15 protein-coding genes are annotated in these 17,044 nt (G+C 67.4%); 4 read left to right on the top strand and 11 right to left on the bottom strand.

Annotated elements, in window-relative coordinates; translation table 11 throughout:
- Positions 1 to 3 precede the first annotated feature (3 nt).
- The 5 genes from ACK5IR_RS12965 to ACK5IR_RS12945 all read right to left on the bottom strand — a co-directional run bounded on the left by ACK5IR_RS12965 (position 4) and on the right by ACK5IR_RS12945 (position 7,468).
- Positions 4 to 657, bottom strand: coding sequence for a protein-L-isoaspartate O-methyltransferase family protein (locus ACK5IR_RS12965; protein ID WP_416929567.1), 654 nt, complete (start codon positions 655 to 657; stop codon positions 4 to 6).
- A gap of 82 nt (positions 658 to 739) precedes the next feature.
- Positions 740 to 2,818: a hypothetical protein gene (locus ACK5IR_RS12960; protein WP_416929565.1), complete on the bottom strand. Its 2,079-nt coding sequence runs from the start codon at positions 2,816 to 2,818 to the stop codon at positions 740 to 742.
- Positions 2,815 to 5,586, bottom strand: coding sequence for a DUF4159 domain-containing protein (locus ACK5IR_RS12955; RefSeq protein WP_416929563.1), 2,772 nt, complete (start codon positions 5,584 to 5,586; stop codon positions 2,815 to 2,817). The genes ACK5IR_RS12960 and ACK5IR_RS12955 overlap by 4 nt, the downstream gene beginning before the upstream one ends.
- Positions 5,586 to 6,398 carry a DUF58 domain-containing protein gene (locus ACK5IR_RS12950; protein WP_416929591.1) on the bottom strand — a complete coding sequence of 271 codons (813 nt, stop codon included), beginning with the start codon at positions 6,396 to 6,398 and terminating at the stop codon, positions 5,586 to 5,588. The genes ACK5IR_RS12955 and ACK5IR_RS12950 overlap by 1 nt, the downstream gene beginning before the upstream one ends.
- Before the next feature lie 62 nt (positions 6,399 to 6,460).
- Positions 6,461 to 7,468, bottom strand: coding sequence for an AAA family ATPase (locus ACK5IR_RS12945; protein WP_416929561.1), 1,008 nt, complete (start codon positions 7,466 to 7,468; stop codon positions 6,461 to 6,463).
- Positions 7,469 to 7,527: 59 nt separating this feature from the next.
- Between ACK5IR_RS12945 and ACK5IR_RS12940 the strand changes: the two genes are divergently transcribed.
- Positions 7,528 to 8,127 (top strand): DUF1285 domain-containing protein, encoded by a 600-nt coding sequence (locus ACK5IR_RS12940; RefSeq protein WP_416929559.1) that lies wholly within the window; start codon positions 7,528 to 7,530, stop codon positions 8,125 to 8,127.
- Between the two features lie 59 nt (positions 8,128 to 8,186).
- On the opposite strand, the gene ACK5IR_RS12935 is transcribed toward ACK5IR_RS12940, so the two are convergent.
- From ACK5IR_RS12935 to polA, 3 genes are all read right to left on the bottom strand, one after another.
- Entirely contained in the window at positions 8,187 to 8,987 is an 801-nt protein-coding gene (locus ACK5IR_RS12935; RefSeq protein ID WP_416929557.1) for a crotonase/enoyl-CoA hydratase family protein, read from the bottom strand.
- A 107-nt stretch (positions 8,988 to 9,094) separates the two neighbouring features.
- On the bottom strand, positions 9,095 to 10,012 hold the full coding sequence (locus tag ACK5IR_RS12930) for a cation diffusion facilitator family transporter (RefSeq protein WP_416929555.1): 918 nt from the start codon (positions 10,010 to 10,012) through the stop codon (positions 9,095 to 9,097).
- A gap of 80 nt (positions 10,013 to 10,092) precedes the next feature.
- Positions 10,093 to 12,885: a DNA polymerase I gene (gene polA / locus ACK5IR_RS12925; RefSeq protein ID WP_416929553.1), complete on the bottom strand. Its 2,793-nt coding sequence runs from the start codon at positions 12,883 to 12,885 to the stop codon at positions 10,093 to 10,095.
- A 170-nt stretch (positions 12,886 to 13,055) separates the two neighbouring features.
- Between polA and ACK5IR_RS12920 the strand changes: the two genes are divergently transcribed.
- Positions 13,056 to 14,000 carry a calcium/sodium antiporter gene (locus ACK5IR_RS12920; RefSeq protein WP_416929551.1) on the top strand — a complete coding sequence of 315 codons (945 nt, stop codon included), beginning with the start codon at positions 13,056 to 13,058 and terminating at the stop codon, positions 13,998 to 14,000.
- 4 nt (positions 14,001 to 14,004) lie between these two features.
- On the opposite strand, the gene ACK5IR_RS12915 is transcribed toward ACK5IR_RS12920, so the two are convergent.
- On the bottom strand, positions 14,005 to 14,181 hold the full coding sequence (locus ACK5IR_RS12915; protein WP_416929549.1) for a zinc-finger domain-containing protein: 177 nt from the start codon (positions 14,179 to 14,181) through the stop codon (positions 14,005 to 14,007).
- Positions 14,182 to 14,295: 114 nt separating this feature from the next.
- On the opposite strand from ACK5IR_RS12915, the gene ACK5IR_RS12910 reads away from it, so the two are divergent.
- Positions 14,296 to 15,246, top strand: coding sequence for an ABC transporter ATP-binding protein (locus ACK5IR_RS12910; RefSeq protein ID WP_416929547.1), 951 nt, complete (start codon positions 14,296 to 14,298; stop codon positions 15,244 to 15,246).
- A complete protein-coding gene (locus ACK5IR_RS12905) occupies positions 15,247 to 16,287 on the top strand; it encodes a hypothetical protein (protein ID WP_416929545.1) in 1,041 nt (346 codons plus the stop codon).
- 9 nt (positions 16,288 to 16,296) lie between these two features.
- Here ACK5IR_RS12905 and ACK5IR_RS12900 read toward each other — a convergent pair whose 3' ends face one another.
- Together ACK5IR_RS12900 and ACK5IR_RS12895 are read right to left on the bottom strand one after the other, a co-directional pair.
- Positions 16,297 to 16,677, bottom strand: coding sequence for an HIT domain-containing protein (locus tag ACK5IR_RS12900; protein ID WP_416929543.1), 381 nt, complete (start codon positions 16,675 to 16,677; stop codon positions 16,297 to 16,299).
- A gap of 119 nt (positions 16,678 to 16,796) precedes the next feature.
- Positions 16,797 to 17,044 (bottom strand): helix-turn-helix domain-containing protein (locus ACK5IR_RS12895; RefSeq protein WP_416929541.1); only part of this gene is annotated, 248 nt, incomplete at its 5' end.

Raw genomic sequence — 17,044 nt, 5'->3', positions numbered from 1 at the left:
TCTTTATAGTGCGAAATCCCGAACGGGCGCGAACGCTGGCAAAATGGGCGCACTTGCATTGAAGCCGAACCGCCAGTCGACGGCCCCGTCGATCTTGTAACCGAGCCTGACGGTGCCAAGCTCGCCCTCCATGAAGATGCAGCACATGCGCCCGCCGTTCTTGAGCTGGGCTTCCAGCGCCTCGGGCCGGCGCGCGACCCCGCCCTGAACGACGATCACGTCATAGGGGCCGTGCTTTGCCGCACCTTCCGCCAGCGGTCCGGTAACCACCGCGGCATTGTCGATGGATTCGGCGGCCAGCGTGGCTTCGGCCTCCCCGGCGAGCCCTTCGTCCTCCTCCAGCGCAACGACTGCCTCGGCCAGGCGGGCGATGACGGCGGTCGAATAGCCCAGCCCCGCCGCGACATCCAGCACCAGTTCGTTGGGATGGATGTTCAGTGCGTCCAGCATCTTGGCAAGCGTGCGCGGCTCGAGCACCACACGGCCGGGCGCAAGGCGGATGTTCCGGCCGGCATAGGCCACGTCACGGGCGCTGTCGGGCACGTAAAGCTCGCGCGGGACGGTCAGCATCGCCTCGATGATCGGGTACTTGGTCACATCCGAGGGCCGGATCTGCGTATCAACCATGACGGTACGGCGGGATTCGTAGGTGTTCATCGGGTAACCTGTGTCCGGAAGCGTGCACTCCGTGTGGCACAATCGGAATTGCGAGGCAACCTGCACGCGCGCCGCAGCCGGCTCACCGCCGCCCCTCGCGCAGCCAGGCGCCAAGCATCAGCGCTGCGGCCAGCAGCAGGAAGATCAGCGGCGCCACCAGTGGCGTGACGGTGATATCGGCGGTGCGGTAGGCGCCTCTCGGCGTGATGCCGATCCAGCCGCGCCCGGCGGCGGCCCGACCCTCGCGCACCTGGCGGATCGCAACCGGCCCCGTCTCGATACGGTGGATGCCGCCACGCCGGGCCGCCACCGCATCAGTCAGGATCCCGCCCGTCGCGATGGTCTGCTCGAACTCTCTCGGGGCGGCGGGACCCACTGCCACCACCGTGCGCAGGTCGCCCTCTTCCAGTCGGTAAAGGCCGGGCCCGGCAGCCGCGAAACCGCCGGAAAACCGCCCCGGCGCCTGTGGCGACAGCGCGACATCGCCCACCGTTCCGTCCGGCGCCGTCACGTCCACCGTTTCGGGGGCATCACCCAGCGTGCGGCGGATGATTGTCACATCGAGCCCCTCGGCGGCGGCGGTCAGGGCCTCTTCCTCAAGTTCGGGCTCCTTCATCATCCAGTGCGCCAGCCGGCGCAGCAGTTCCAGTTGCGGCCCGCCGCCCTCGTATCCGCGTGACCAGAGCCAGGCCTGATCGGACGCCAGCAGCGCCACACGCCCCTCGCCCACCCGGTCGAGGATCAGAAGTGGCCGGTCGCCGTCACCGCTCATCACCACATCGCCCCGTTCGGGATCGACATCGATCAACCGGAACCAGCGCCCCCATCCGGGGCCTTCTTTCCCCTCGGGCGGCGGCATCAGCCGGTCGAGCGATTCCGTCACCGGATGCCGGTGGCCGACCTCGGTGATCTGCGGCCGGTAGCCCCGTTCGACCACCCGCGCCGTCGGCTTCGCCGGCAGGATTTCGGCCAGCGGCGAGCGGGCGAGACTGTCCGCCGAGGCAAAATCCGGCCCGGCGGCGATCAGCACCGCCCCGCCGCGCTCCACATAGTCGCGCACATTGTCGAGATAGAGCATCGGCAGGATGCCGCGCCGCTTGTAGCGGTCGAAGATGATCAGGTCGAACTCGTCGATCTTTTCCAGAAACAGCTCGCGGGTGGGGAAGGCGATCAGCGACAGTTCGGTCACCGGCACGCCGTCCTGCTTCTCGGGCGGGCGCAGGATGGTGAAATGCACCAGATCGACCGATGCGTCCGATTTCAGCAGGTTGCGCCATGTGCGTTCGCCCGCATGCGGCTCGCCCGAAACCAGCAGAACCCGCAGCCGGTCGCGCACCCCGTTGATCTGCACCACGGCGGCGTTGTTGCGGTCGGTCAGTTCGCTTGCGGCGGCGACAACCTCGAGGCGGATCACGTTCATTCCGCCGTGCGGCAGGGTCAGCGGCAGTTGCAGATCCTCGCCGACCGGCACCTGAACGCTGACGGCTGGCTGGTCGTCGATGGCGATGGACATGACGACAAGCCCGCTTTCGGTGACCGGAACGGCGCCGCTGTCGTCCACCCGCAGCGTCAGAACCACTTCCTCGCCGACGATGGCAAAGCTGGGGGCGCTGCGGATCGTCAGCCGGCGGTCCCAGTCGTCTGCATGCCCGGTCAGCAGCAGATGCAGCGGCGCGGGAAGATCGGGCAGCCGCGCGATATCGTGCACCTGACCGTCGCTGAGCAATATCGCGCCGGCAACGCGCCCGCGCGGCTCGTCGGCCAGCAGCGCGGCCAGCGCACTCATCGCCAGCGTGCCGGAATCATCGGCGCCGTCGCCCACGATGATACTGCGCAGCTCGGTATCGGGCAGCGCCCCGACCGCGGCAGCAATCTGTTCCACCGTCGCATCGGTCTGCGTGGCGCGATCCGCAATGGCCTGACTCGCGCTGCGATCCACCACCAGCAGAACGATATCGGAGAGCGGCTGGCGGTTCTCGATCTGAAGGGCCGGGTTGGCGATGGCGACCAGCAGCGCCGCCAACGCCAGCGCCCTGAGCCACCAGCCGCGCAGGCCGCGCCGGAACGTCACGCCGGTCAGCACGACGGCGAGCCCGACACCGGCCCAGATCGCCGGCCACGGCAGCAGCGGATCGAAGAGGATTTCGCCCGCCCCGCTCATTGGCCCAGCCTGTCGAGCAAGGCCGGAACATGCACCTGATCGGATTTGTAGTTGCCGGTCAGCACATGCATGATCAGGTTGACCCCGAAGCGCAGCGCCAGTTCGCGCTGACGCTCCCCCGAATAGCCGCGCCCGACAGGAAACGCCGGGTTGCCGCGCGCGTCCACCGCCCATGCGGCAGCCCAGTCGCTGCCGCCGATCACCACCGGCGTCACCCCGTCGTTGAGGTTGCGGAATGGCATGCCCTCGGCCAGTTCGGCATCGCCCGGCGCGGCCTCGACCCACAGGTCATGGCCCGGGAAGCGGCCGGGAAAATCCTGCAACAGATAGAAGGTGCGTGTCAGGACATGATCTTCGGGGATCGGCTCCAGCGGTGGAATGTCGAGCGGCAGCGCCAGTTGCTGAAGCTTGCGACCGGTCGGGGTGCCGGTTCCGAACCCGCCGATATCGCCGTCGCGCGTGTCGAACAGGATCATCCCGCCCGAACGCAGATAGCGGTTGAGCCGCGCATAGGCATCGGCCGAGGGAACCGGCTGCGCCGCGCTGACGGGCCAGTAGAGAAAGGGAAAAAAGGCCAGCTCGTCGGTTTCGAGATCCACCGCCACCGGGTCGGCGGGCTCGACCGAGGTACGGGCGACCAACACTTCCGACAGGCCGCGCAAGCCGTCGCGCGCGATCCGGTCCACCTCGGCGTCACCGGTCAGGACATGGGCCAGAACCACCTCGCTCGTGGCCTCGATGGCGCGGGCGTCACCCTCCTCGTCGGCATACAGTCGGGCGGCGGGGGCAAGCAGGCCGATGGCCAGCAGCGCAACCGCGCCGCCGCGCCCGCCGCGCAGCCGCCCCGACAGCCAGAGCGACGCCAGCCCATCGAGCGCCAGCAGCAGCAGCGCGACCGCCAGAACGGGCCCTTCGAGGCGGGTCTCGCGCCGGATCGCAAGCCCCTCGACCGGCACGCCCGCCGGCCAGACCGCAGGTGTCAGCACATCCCCATGGTCGATGACGTTCAGCGCAACCATCCGCTCGCCGCCCGAGTAGATCCCCGGCGGCATGTCCGGTCCGAAATCCCGCCCTGCCAGGCGCGCGCCCTCCACCCCCGGCAGGGTATCGGCGCCGGAAAGCCCGCCAAACCCGTCCAGCACCCGTTCCGCGGTCCAGGTGATCCCTTCGAGGTCGGCCGCATCGCTCCCGGCCGGACGGGTGGAGACGGCGAGCCGCTCCAGCATCTGCACGAACAGGCCCGAAAGCGGCAGGGTGGACCATTCGGCATTGGCGGTGACGTGAAACAGAACCACCTGCCCCTCGCCCATGCGCTTGCGGGTGACAAGCGGCGTGCCGTCGGCCAGCGCGGCGATGACGCGCTCGCCCAGTTCCGGATCGGGCTGCGCCATGACCTGGGATTCGACCGTCACCTCGCCCGGTATGTCGAGCCCGTGGAACGGCGAGCCCTCGGCAAAGGGGCGCAGAGTCTTCGGCTCGCCCCAGCTCATCGCGCCGCCGATGCTGCGCCCGCCTTCGCGCAGGCGCACCGGCATCAGGGGGTCCTCGTCGGCGCGGCTGACATCCGATGCCGCCAGTCGCGGACCGGCAAAACGCACCAGCAGCCCGCCCTTTTCGACCCATTCGGCCAGGTCCCCTGCTTCGACCGGGGCCAGCCGGGCGACATCGGCCAGAACGATCACATCCGGATTGGCCAGCAGCATGTCCGCCAGATCACCGCCGATCAGGTCGGCCGAGGGCGCCAGAGCCTGTTCCAGATAATGAAGCGGCGACAGCAAGTCGAGCCCCTCGCGCTCGTCACGACCGGCGATCAGCCCGACCTCGCGCCGCTTCAGGCTGTCATCGACCAGCGTCACCGCGGCAGCGGAACGCTGACCGGGAATTTCGAACCGGGTGATACGGTTGCGCAATTCGGGCGGCAGCGACAGATCGACGACCTCGGCAGTCCGGTTTCCGGCGGCGAATGTCGCCTCGACCTGCGCCAGCACGCGTTCCGCGCCCAGCGGGTCGAGCCCGATCGCGGCAATCCCGACCGATTGTTCCGCCCCCCCGCCGGCACGGATCGCGGTTGCTTTCACCAGCCCGTCCTCGTGCGTGACCGGCCGCAGCCCGAGGACCGGGCGCACGCCCTGCATCACCCGCAGATTGCCATGCGCCCGCAGCGCGGCAAGCACCGGCTGGCGGCTGTCGCGGGCGAGTCCGTCGGAAAACCAGACCGTTTCGAACCGCCCGTCGCCCAGCCCGTCGGCCCAGATGGCCAGCCTCTCCGGGTCGGGCTCCCACGGGTGCGGGGACAGACCCGGCAGTTGCGCCGCCCAGCGATCGGCCGCGAGGAACTCGGGCGGGCCGATATCGGGATCGGTCGCCTGCACCAGCGCAACCGGACGGCCGGCCCGGCCCGCCTCGTCCAGCAGCGCCGCGATCCTTTCCTGCCGCACCGCCCAGTCGCCGGCATCGGCCCATGTCCCGTCGATCAGTACCAGCAGCGGGCCCGAGCCGGTTCCGGGCGTCTGCGGGTTCAGGACCGGCCCGGCAAAGCCCGCAATCATCGCCGCGACCGCCAGCATGCGGATCAGCAGCAGCCACCAGGGCGTGCGATGAGCCTGCGTCTCCTCGTCGCGCAAACCCAGAAGAAGTGCCACACCGGGAAACCTGCGCCGGATCGGCGCCGGCGGCACCGCGCGCAACAGCAGCCACAGCACCGGCAACGTCAGCAGCCCGAGCAGCAGAAGCGGTGAGGTAAACGCGACCGGCCCGACACCCCACATCAGCGCGCGCGCTCCAGCGCGGAATAGAGCCACAGCAGCGCCGATTGCGCGGAATGGCCGGTATGATGGCAATCGTACAACCAGCCCGAGATGCGCGCGAGGTGTTCGAGCCGGTCCTTCCGCGCAGCGAGACGGTCGAGATAGCGCTGGCGCAATTCGCCCGCCTTCAGCGTTTCGTATTCTATCGTTCCGCCCATGCTTTCGAAGATCGTCCGCCCGTCAAAGGGAAAATCCTCTTCTACCGGATCGAGGATCTGCATCAGCGCGCCGCGCACGCCGCGATCGGCGGCAGCGGCCAGCGCCGCCTCGACGCCGCGCATGTCGCCCATGAAATCCGACAGGAAGACCGCGCGCGCATGGGCCGGCAGACCGCGTGTTACCGGCGTACCGTAATCGGCGCCGGATAATTCGCCGCTCAGCGCCTCGGCCAGGCGCAGAAGCTGGACCTGACCGCTGCGCGGCGGCGCCCCGAGGTTGGCAAGCCCCACCCGTTCGCCCGCCCGCACCAGCAGAACCGACAGCGCCAGCGCCAGCAGCCGCGCCCGGTCAGATTTCGGCGCGCGGCTGCGGTCTCCGGTAAAGCCCATGCTTTTCGAGCCGTCCACCCAGAGAACCACGCTCTGCGCCGCCTGCCATTCCTTCTGGCGGATGAAATGCACGTCCGATCTGGCCGAACGCCGCCAGTCGATCTGGCGCACCTCGTCGCCATGGGCGATCGGCCGGTACTGCCAGAACTCGTCTCCCATGCCGGCGCGGCGGCGGCCATGCTCGCCCAGCAGAACGGTCGAGGCCAGATGCTCGGCTTGCGCCATGAGCGGCGGCAGGGCCGATGCCAGCCCTTCGGCGCGTGACCGAAGCTGGGGAGCGGTGTGGTTCACGCGGCAGCCTCGATCCCGGCAACCTGCGCGACGACCTGGCGGATCAGTTCGCCCAGACTCTCGCCCCGCGCCCGCGCGGCAAATGTCAGCGCCATGCGGTGCAGCAGCACCGGTTCGGCCATCGCCATCACATCGTCGGTCGAAGGTGCCAGCCGTCCGTCGAGCAGCGCCCGCGCCCGCACCGTCAGCATCAGCGCCTGCGCCGCACGCGGCCCCGGGCCCCAACTCACGCTGCGCTGAACCGCCTCGGGCACACCCGGCTCGCCCGGCCGGAAGGCGCGCACCAGATCGAGGATCAGTTCGACCACCCTTTCGCCCACCGGCATGCGGCGCAGCACCCGTTGCGCGGCCACCAGTTCGCCCGGCGTGAAAACGGCATGCGCCGCCGCCTCCTCGATGCCGGTGGTCGCCAGCAGGATATCGTGCTCGGTTGTCCGGTCGGGATGGGGCACGTCGATCTGCACCAGGAAGCGGTCGAGCTGCGCCTCGGGCAGCGGATAGGTTCCCTCCTGCTCGATCGGGTTCTGGGTGGCGAGAACGTGGAACGGCGCGCCCAGCGGACGATGCGCGCCGGCGATCGTCACCTCCTTCTCCTGCATCGCCTGCAACAACGCCGACTGGGTGCGCGGGCTGGCGCGGTTGATCTCGTCGGCCATCAGCAACTGGCAGAAGACCGGCCCCTCGATGAAGCGAAAGGCGCGCCGCCCCTCGGCACCGGTTTCGAGCACTTCGGAGCCCAGGATATCGGCCGGCATCAGGTCGGGCGTGAACTGGATGCGGTTGGTATCGAGCCCCATCACGGTGCCCAGCGTCTCGACCAGCCGCGTCTTGCCCAGCCCCGGCAGGCCGATCAGCAGCCCATGCCCGCCGCAGAGCAACGCCGAAAGCGACAGGTCCACCACCCGCTCCTGCCCGATGAAGCGGCAGCCGATCGATGCCCGCGCGCCGGCCAGTTTATCACCAAGCGCTTCGATTTCGCCGACGAGTTCGTTAGGATCGGACATGAGCGATTTCCTCTCACTGCGGATGGTTCCCAGTAAGGCAGATATTTCAGGTGGAACAAATGACAAAAGCGGGATCGGAACCGGCACGAACCAAACCATCGGCCGAATCGCTGGCGGCAGCGGCGTCGCGCGCGGCAGGCGGCAGGCTGCCCCCGGTTCACCTGTGGAACCCGCCCTTCTGCGGCGACATCGACATGGAAATCCGCCGCGATGGCACCTGGTTCTACATGGGCACACCGATCGGGCGCCCGGCGCTTGTCAGGCTCTTCTCGTCCATCCTGCGCAAGGACGGCGAGGCGTTTTTCCTTGTCACCCCGGTCGAGAAGGTCGGAATCCGGGTGGTCGACGCCCCCTTCGTCGCCGTCGATGCCGAACTGGCGGGCGACGGCCCGGAGCGGACAATCACCTTCACCACGCAGGTGGGCGACACGGTAACCGCCGGCCCCGACCACCCGATTCGCGTACTCCGCGCGCCCGGCAGCGGCGAACCCTCGCCCTATGTGCATGTCCGGGCGGGGCTCGATGCGCTCATCGACCGCAAGACATTCTACCGCCTGGTCGAATGGGGGGAACTGGATACACACGAGGGCGAAAGCTGGTTCGGCGTCCGGTCGGGCGGCGCCTTCTTTCCCATCATCCCTGCCGCCGATCTGCCCTGAGGGGTTGCCGACACAGATTGTCCGTATCGCCGCAACAACAGGCGCGGCGGCTTCGCGCATCAGGGGAAGATCGGCGCGCGATTTTCAGGATTCCCCCGCATCGCCCCGATCTGGCCCGGAGAACCGATCAGGGTGGACTGCAATTCCGCCTCCAGCCGCAGATCGGCCGCCGCGTCCCGGGCGTAGATATTGTCCACCAGCGTCTTGGCTGCGCCCACCGCCTCGGCCGAACGTCTTGTCAGCGCATCGGCGAAGCGGCGTGATTCGTCCACCGGATCGTCCGAGATGCGCGTCGCCAGACCGAACCGGTAGGCATCCGCCCCGGTCAGGATGCGCGCCGTCATGATCAGGTCCTTGGCGATATCGGCTCGCAGGAGCCGCGGCAGGGACTGGGAAATTCCCATGTCGGGGATCAGCCCCCACCTGCCCTCCATGATCGAAAAGCGCGCGCGCGGGTGGATGATCCGGAAATCGGCCGCCAGCGCGATCTGTGCCCCGCCACCGAAACACACCCCGTTGATCGCTGCGATGACAGGGACCGTCAGCGACTGCCAGATCATCGCAGGCAACTGGTAACGATTGGCAATTTCTCCGGCAGGCGGGTTCAGGATCTCGTCCCGCACCGTATCGGCCCGACCGGCCAGGCCGGCAAGGACCCCGGTATCGACGCCCGACGAGAAGTTTCCGCCCTCGCCACACAGAACGACCGCGCGCAGCCCCGGACAGGTCGCCAGATTTCGCCCGGCGTCGATCAGACTGTCCAGCATGTCGAGCGTCAGCGCGTTTTTCTTGTCGGGCCGGTTCAGCCACACCTCGGCGACCGGGCCGTCCGGATTTTCGACGCGCACGAGATTGGTCAAGATTGCATGCTCCTTCGCGCCCCTCCGCATCAAACAGAGGCGCGGGGTGCGCGACGGTCAAGCTGGACCTAACGTCAACGGGATTCGGGCGGCGGGTTTCCGCGAACTCAACCGGTTTCGTGACCGATCCTGCGGACACCGAGGCACCGGTCCGCCGCCGTTTCCAGTTCGAGAACAGAATGTGAAATACCGAAAAGCCGGGTCAGCAGGTCCTTGAGCCCGGCCTTGACGGCGACCGGGTCGGCCCCCTCATCCAGTACCACGTGGGCCTCCACCGAAATCTCGTGCTCGCCCATCTGCCACAGGTGCAGATGATGAACATCGGCCACCCCGTCCACCTCTTCCATGGTATCGAGAACTTCCGCGGCGGTCGGGCTGTCGGGGCTTCCCAGCATCAGGATGCGGATCACCGGCCCAATTTCGCGCAGCGTGTGCCAGAGGATGTAACCGGCGATCAGCAAGGTCACCAGCGGATCGACCAGGCGCCAGTCGTATAGCAGGATCAGCGTGCCGCCGATGATCACCGCAACCGAACCGAGCGCGTCCATCAGGTTGTGTAGAAACGCCGCGCGCATGTTCACGCTGTCCTTCGACATGCGGAAGATCAGCAGCGCGGTAACCGTATCGACCGCCAGCGCCACGGCGGCCACCACAACGACGATCCAGCCCTGCACCTCGGGCGGGTCGATCAGCCGGTTCACCCCCTCGAACGCCAGATAGACGGCGATCACGATCAGCGTGGTGTAGTTGATCAGCGCCGCCACCACCTCGGCCCGGCCATAGCCGAAGGTCATGTCCGCATCCGCCGGCCGGCGCGCGATACGCCGCGCGGCAAAGGCCACCACCAGCGACAGGGCATCGCTGAGATTGTGGATGGCATCGGCGATCAGCGCCAGCGAGCCGGAGATCACGCCGGCGGCGATCTGCACAATGGTCAGGCCGAAATTCACCGCGACGGCAAGAAACACCCGGCGGTCGCCCGCATCGGCATCGGCATGGTCGTGGTGGTGATGGTCGTGCGGCATGCGCGGCGCCCTTCTGTCATTTGCAGAGCTTTTCGATCAGATATCAGCACGGGAGGCAAGGATCGCGGTCGCACCGCCGTTCAATGCGCCTGAGCCCAGTTCTTCCCCTGCCCGGCATCGACAACCAGCGGCACGTCGAGCCTTACCGCCGGCTCGGCCGCTCGTTCCATCACCTCGCGGACACGGGGGACCAGCGCCTCTGCCGCGCCCTCGTCCACTTCGAAGATCAGTTCGTCATGAACCTGCAACAGCATCCGCGCCGGCAGATCAGCGATTGCATCGTCCATGCGGATCATCGCCCGGCGGATGATATCGGCGGCGGTGCCCTGGATCGGCGCGTTGATCGCCGCGCGCCTTGCGAACCCCGCCGCCGGCCCCTTGGCGTTGATCTCGGGCGTGTGGATGCGGCGCCCGAACAGCGTTTCGACGCGGCCATGTTCCCTTGCGAAGGCCACGGTTTCGTCCATGTAGGCACGAATGCCGGGGAACCGTTCGAAATACCGGTCGATAAATGCCTGCGCCTCGCCGCGCGGAATGCGCAGGTTGCGCGCCAGCCCGAAGCCGGAAATACCATAGATCACGCCGAAGTTGATCGCCTTGGCCCGCCGGCGGATTTCCGGCGTCATCTGGTCCATCGGTACGCCGAACATTTCGGAAGCCGTCATCGCATGAATGTCCTGCCCGTCGCGGAAGGCCTGTTTCAGCGCGTCGATCCCGGCGACATGGGCAAGGATGCGCAGCTCGATCTGCGAATAGTCGAGACTGACCAGCAGTTTGCCCGGCCCGGCGACAAAGGCTTCGCGAATGCGCCGGCCTTCCTCGGTGCGCACGGGGATATTCTGCAGGTTCGGGTCGGTCGAGGCGAGCCGGCCGGTATTGGCGCCGGTCTGCACGTAGGAGGTATGCACCCGGCCGGTCCCGGGGTTGATATGGTCCTGCAGCGCGTCGGTATAGGTCGATTTCAGCTTGGAAAGCTGGCGCCAGTCCAGAACGCGCGCCGCCAGATCGTGTTCGGTCGCCAGATCCTCCAGCACATCGGCGGGCGTCGAGTATTTCCCGTTCTTGCCCTTTCTTCCGCCCGGCAGACCCATCCTGTCGAACAGGATTTCGCCCACCTGACTCGGCGAGCCGACGTTGAAGCTCTCCCCCGCAAGCTGCTGAATCTCGGCCTCCAGCGCCGCCATCTTCTGGGCAAAGGCGTTCGACATGCGTGACAGCGTGTCACGGTCGACGCTGATGCCCGCCATCTCCATCCGCGCCAGCACCGGCGACAGCGGCCGTTCGAGCGTCTCGTAGACGGTGGTCACCCTGTCGGCGTGCAGGCGCGGCCGGAATGTCTCCCACAGGCGGAAGGTGATATCGGCATCCTCGGCGGCGTATTTTGCCGCCGTGTCGATCTCCACCCGGTCGAAGGTGATCTGGCTCTTGCCGGAACCGATCAGATCCCTGATCGGGATCGGGACATGACCGAGGTAGCGTTCGGAAAGCGTGTCCATTCCATGCCCGTGCCGGCCGGCATGGAGGGCATAGGACATCAGCATCGTATCGTCGAAAGGGGCCACGACGATACCATGACGCGCCAGGATCTTGGCATCGTATTTCATGTTCTGGCCGATCTTGAGAACCGCCGGATCCTCCAGCACCGGCCGGAGCATATCGAGCGCCAGACCCAGCGGCATCTGACCCGGCGCCAGCGCATCGCTGTCGAACAGGCCCTCCCCTTCCCCGGCCCGGTGGCCGAGCGGAATGTAGCACGCCTCGCCCGCCCCGACAGCAAGGCAGATACCCACCAGGTCGGCGCGCATCTCGTCGAGGCCCGTCGTCTCGGTATCGACCGCGACACGGCCCAGACGGTTGATCCGGTCGATCCAGCCCTGCAGCGCCACCTCGTCGCGGACGATCCGGTATCCGCCATGATCGAAGGGCGGGACCCTGGGCGCGTCCGGTTCCGGCGCGGCGACGGCTTCGGCGACGGCCGGCGGCGCAACGCCGAACTGATCGGCCACCCGCTTCGACAGGGTGCGGAATTCCATCTCGCTCAGAAACCCCAGCAGCATGGCCGGATCGGGCGCGCGTACTTCCAGATCGTCGAGCGTGAAACCCAGCGGCGTTTCACAATCGAGCTGGACCAGCCGTTTCGAAAGCTCGATCTGGTCGCGCTTTTCCAGCAATGTCTGGCGCCGCCTCGGCTGTGCGATCTCGTCCGCGCGGTCCAGCAAACTCTCCAGATCGCCGAATTCGTTGATAAGCTGCGCCGCGGTCTTGACACCGATGCCCGGCGCTCCGGGCACGTTGTCCACCGAATCGCCGGCCAGCGCCTGCACATCGACCACGCGGTCGGGCCCGACGCCGAATTTCTCCTCGACCTGCTCGATGTCGATGCGGCGGTTCTTCATTGCGTCGAGCATCTCGATGCCCCCGCCGACAAGCTGCATCAGGTCCTTGTCCGAGGAAATGATCGTTACCCGCCCGCCGGCATCGCGCGCCCGGCAGGCCAGCGTGGCAATGATGTCGTCGGCCTCGAAGCCCTCGATCTCCTCGCAGGCGATGTTGAAAGCGCGGGTCGCCTGCCGTGTCAGCGGGAACTGCGGCACCAGATCCTCGGGCGCGGGCGGGCGGTTCGCCTTGTACTCGGGGTAGATGTCGTTGCGGAACGATTTGCCGGAATGGTCGAAGATCACCGCCGCATGGGTGGGCGCATCGGGGCCGGTGTTATCCTCGATATACTTGTAGAGCATGTTGCAGAAGCCGGCGACAGCGCCCACCGGCAGGCCGTCGGACTTGCGCGTCAGCGGCGGCAGGGCGTGATAGGCCCGGAAGATGAAGGCCGAGCCGTCGATCAGATGCAGGTGATGTCCCTTGCCGAATGCCATGTGGATGCGCTCCTTCCCGCTGCCCGCCAGACCTAGCGCGCCTTGTCGCAGCGGTCCAGCACCCGGCCGGCCCCGGGGGGGCTTGCAACCCGCTGACGGCTATCACATCTGATTGCGGCCGGGGCAGCGCCCGATGACCGGCCAGTGCAATCCGGGCGTCAGGATCTTACATGGACCCAGTCCGTGATTTCGCGCTCGTGGCGGCCGGTCTCGCAGCGCTTTTTTTCGGTGGCGACCGGCTGGTGAGCGGTGCGGTGGCGCTGGCGGAACGCGCGGGAATCTCGCCGCTGGTGATCGGTCTGACCATCGTCGGCTTCGGCACCTCGGCGCCCGAGCTTGTCACCAGCATACAGGCGGCGCTCGACGGATCGCCGGGCATCGCCATCGGCAATGTCGTCGGCAGCAACATCGCCAATATCCTGCTGATCCTCGGAATCGCCGCCCTGGTGGCACCGATCGCAGTGGCCGCGCAGGCGCTGCGGCGCGACGGGCTGGCCATGGCGATCGCCACGCTGCTCGGGGCGGCGCTGCTCTATGCCGGCGATCTCGAGCGGACGCAGGGCCTGCTGTTGCTGGCCGGCCTTGCGATCTATCTGCTGATCGCGTTTCGCGGCGAAGCCGCCGCTGCGCCCACATCGGATGAAACCGGCGCCGTGCGGATGCCGTCTCTCTCCGCGGTCGGCACCTTTCTCGTCGGGCTGGCACTGACCCTGCTGGGCGCGCGCCTGCTGGTCGACGGCGCGACCTCGCTTGCCGAGTCCTTCGGCGTGCCCGATGCGGTCATCGGACTGACCGTCGTTGCCGTCGGCACCTCGCTGCCCGAACTTGTCACCTCGCTCACTGCGGCACGACGGGGGCATGCCGATGTGGCGCTCGGCAACGTCATCGGCAGCAACATCTTCAATATTCTGGGTATTCTCGGCGTAACGGCGCTGGTGCGACCGCTCCGCCCCGATCATACGGGAATGAATGCCGACCTGCTGGTGATGATCGGCGCGACGGCGCTGATTCTGGTGTTCGCCGCGACCGACCGGACGATCAGTCGCCGCGAGGGGGCGCTTCTGCTGTCGCTCTACGTTGCCTATCTGCTGTGGCTGGGCGCCGGTGTGGCCTGACGCTTCAGTGCCCGGCCTTTTCGTCAAGCACGAAAAGCTTGTCGCAATAGGGGCATTCGACCCGGCCTTCGACAAGGCTCAGCCAGACGCGGGGATGGCCCAGCACGCCCGAGCCGCCATCGCAGGCGACGCGCAGGGTGCTGACCACTTCGGTCTCGGGCGGTTCGGGAATGTCGTACATCACTCAGGCTCCCAGAGATCTTCCCGGCGCATCCTTGTGGCGCGGGCCGGCACGGATTAGGTTCGCGGCATCATAGGGATGTGCCCGCCACGGGCAAGAGCCGGAGCGCCGCATATGACCGAGTTCGCAATCGAAATCGAGGGCCTGGACAAGACCTACGCCGCCCAGCGGGGCGAGCCGGCAAAGAAGGCGCTCGACGATATCGACCTGAAGGTGCCGGCGGGCTCGATCTTCGGCCTGCTCGGGCCGAACGGCGCGGGCAAGTCGACCCTGATCAACATTCTTGCCGGGCTGGTGCAGAAAAGTGCCGGAACGGTGCGCATCTGGGGTTTCGATCAGGATGTGAACCCGCGCCAGTCGCGGGCGGCCATCGGGGTGATGCCGCAGGAACTCAACATGGACCCGTTCTTTTCGCCCCGCGCCGCGCTCGACATGCAGGCGGGGCTGTACGGCGTGCCGAGATCGCAGCGCAGGACCGACGCGATCCTCGAACTGATCGGCCTGTCAGACAAGGCGAATGCCTATGCCCGTACCCTTTCGGGCGGCATGCGGCGGCGGCTTCTGCTGGGCAAGGCGCTGGTGCACGAACCGCAGGTGCTGGTTCTGGACGAACCGACCGCCGGGGTGGACATCGAATTGCGGCAGATGCTGTGGACCAACGTCCGCAGGCTGAATGCCGCAGGGATGACCATCATCCTGACCACCCACTACCTCGAAGAGGCCGAGGAGATGTGCGACGAGATCGCCATCATCCACCATGGCAGGAAGATCGCCCATGACCGGACGGCCAACCTGATCGGCCGGCTCGACGCCAAGACACTGGTGATCCGCCCCGTGGGAACCGCCCCCGAGAGCTTCGCCCTGCCGCCGGGCGTGGAGCTTGCGCACCGGCCGGACGGCACGATGGCGCTGTCCTACCGGCGGGCGAAAACCAGCGCCGAGGCGGTGCTCGACGCGGTGCGCGCCGCCGGCATCCGCATAGACGACGTCGGCACGGAAGAGCCTCATCTCGAGGACGTGTTCCTCGCCCTGACCCGTGCCCCGCAGGGCGGGCGGGCCGCCTGAATGCGCCTCGCACCACCCGACGCGGCGCTGCTCGCGCGCGGGGCGCCGTTCCTGCGGCTTCTGAGCGAGGCGGCGGCGGAGTTGGGCGGGCGCGTCGAGTTCGAGCAGGAATTCGGCTATCTGGGCCGCTATTTCGCACCCGACGGCCGGATGCGCCCGATCTTTGGCAAATCGCTGGGCCTGAACCGTGATTCCGCCGCCGCAATCGCCGCCGACAAGGATTATACCGCCCGGCTGCTGGCCACCTGCGGACTGCCCACCCCCGCCGGGTTCGTTGTTTTCAGTGCGGGCTACAGCAACCGGATGGCGCTCAGGAACCGCGATGTGGCGGAAAAACTCGCCGGGCGGCGGACCGCACTGGAACGCGCGGCGCAACTGGGCTTTCCGCTGATCGTCAAGCCCAACAGCGGCTCGGAGGGCTTCGGGGTCAGCCTTGTCGCAAATGGCACGGAAGTGGCCGCCGATCTGGATGCGTTGCTCGCCACCGAGGATCGGGTTCGTATCGAGATGTTCGCCCCCGGATGCGATGTCCGGGTTCTGGTGCTCGACAGGCGCGCGGTACTGGCCTACGAACGGCGCGGGCTCACGCTTGCCGGCGACGGAAATACCAGCATCGCGAGGCTGCTGGCGCAGCGGCTGGGGTCGCTTGCATCGCACCACCGCGGCACCAAGATTTCCGCCGACGATCCGCGGATCGCGCGCCGCCTCGGCCGTCTCGGCCTGACGCGGGACACAGTTCCCGCCGCCGGGCAGAGGATCGAGATCCTCGACAACGCCAACCTTTCGACCGGAGGCGAGATGCGCGACGTGACCCTCAGTCTTTCGCCGGCTGCGCGGGGCATGGCGCTGCGCGCCGCCGAAACGCTCGGCCTGACCGTTGCGGGTGTCGACCTGCGCATCGCAGAGCCGGTCCGCAACGGCGGCGGCATCACGATCCTCGAAGTCAACTCCGCGCCGGGGCTGGACTATTACGCATCCGCCGGACCCGCCCAGTGGAAGCGCGCCAGAGAGATCGTCGTCGCGATGCTCGACCGGGACTGAACCGCCGGCTCAGGCCCTGGCGAGCATGCGCCCGAGCATGCGTCCGCCGAGAACATGCACATGCAGGTGCGGAACCTCCTGCACGCCGTTTGCGCCGGCATTGGCGATCAGCCGGCAGCCGTCTCCCGCATCGTCGGCCTGAACGCCAAGCATCCGGCAGACCTGCCCGACGGCACGGGTAAAATCGAGTATCTCCTCGTCCGACGCTTCCAGCGCAAAATGGTCGTAGCAGACATAGGGCCCCCTCGGGATCACCAGCACATGAACCGGCGCCAGCGGGTTAATGTCGTTGAAGGCCAGCGAATGCGCGGTCTCGAGGACCGTGCTGTTCGGGATCTCCCCCCGCAGGATCTTTGCAAAGATGTTCTGGTCGTCATAGTGGTAGCTCATGCGTCACGTCCCGGATGGTTTCAGCCGACGGTTCGGCAGCCGGCACGATCCGCCGCGCTGCATCGCCCCGGTATAGACCGAAATCCCGGCCATGGCAGCGCAAACCCGCGCCGCCGGTATCAGTTCCCGGATTTCAGGAAAACGCGGAGTTCGTAGCCGTCCTCCACCTCGGTCCAGCTTGCGCCGGAGTTGGCGAGCGCCTTTTCCAGCGCGCGGACGGTGGAATAGCCGGCACCGGCGCCACCCTCCAGCCGTTTGAGTGTCTGAAGATGAACCCCGGCAGCCGAAGCAAGCTCCTTCTGCTTCAGGCCGGCAGCGCGCCGCGCGCGGGAAATAACATCACCGATCTTCATGACCGCCGCATGGC

It is taken from the genome of Tropicimonas sp. (genome assembly GCF_047971885.1).
GTDB lineage: Bacteria > Pseudomonadota > Alphaproteobacteria > Rhodobacterales > Rhodobacteraceae > Tropicimonas.
Note: the sequence above shows the minus strand (reverse complement) of the source record. Positions and strands in the feature narration are given on the sequence as shown.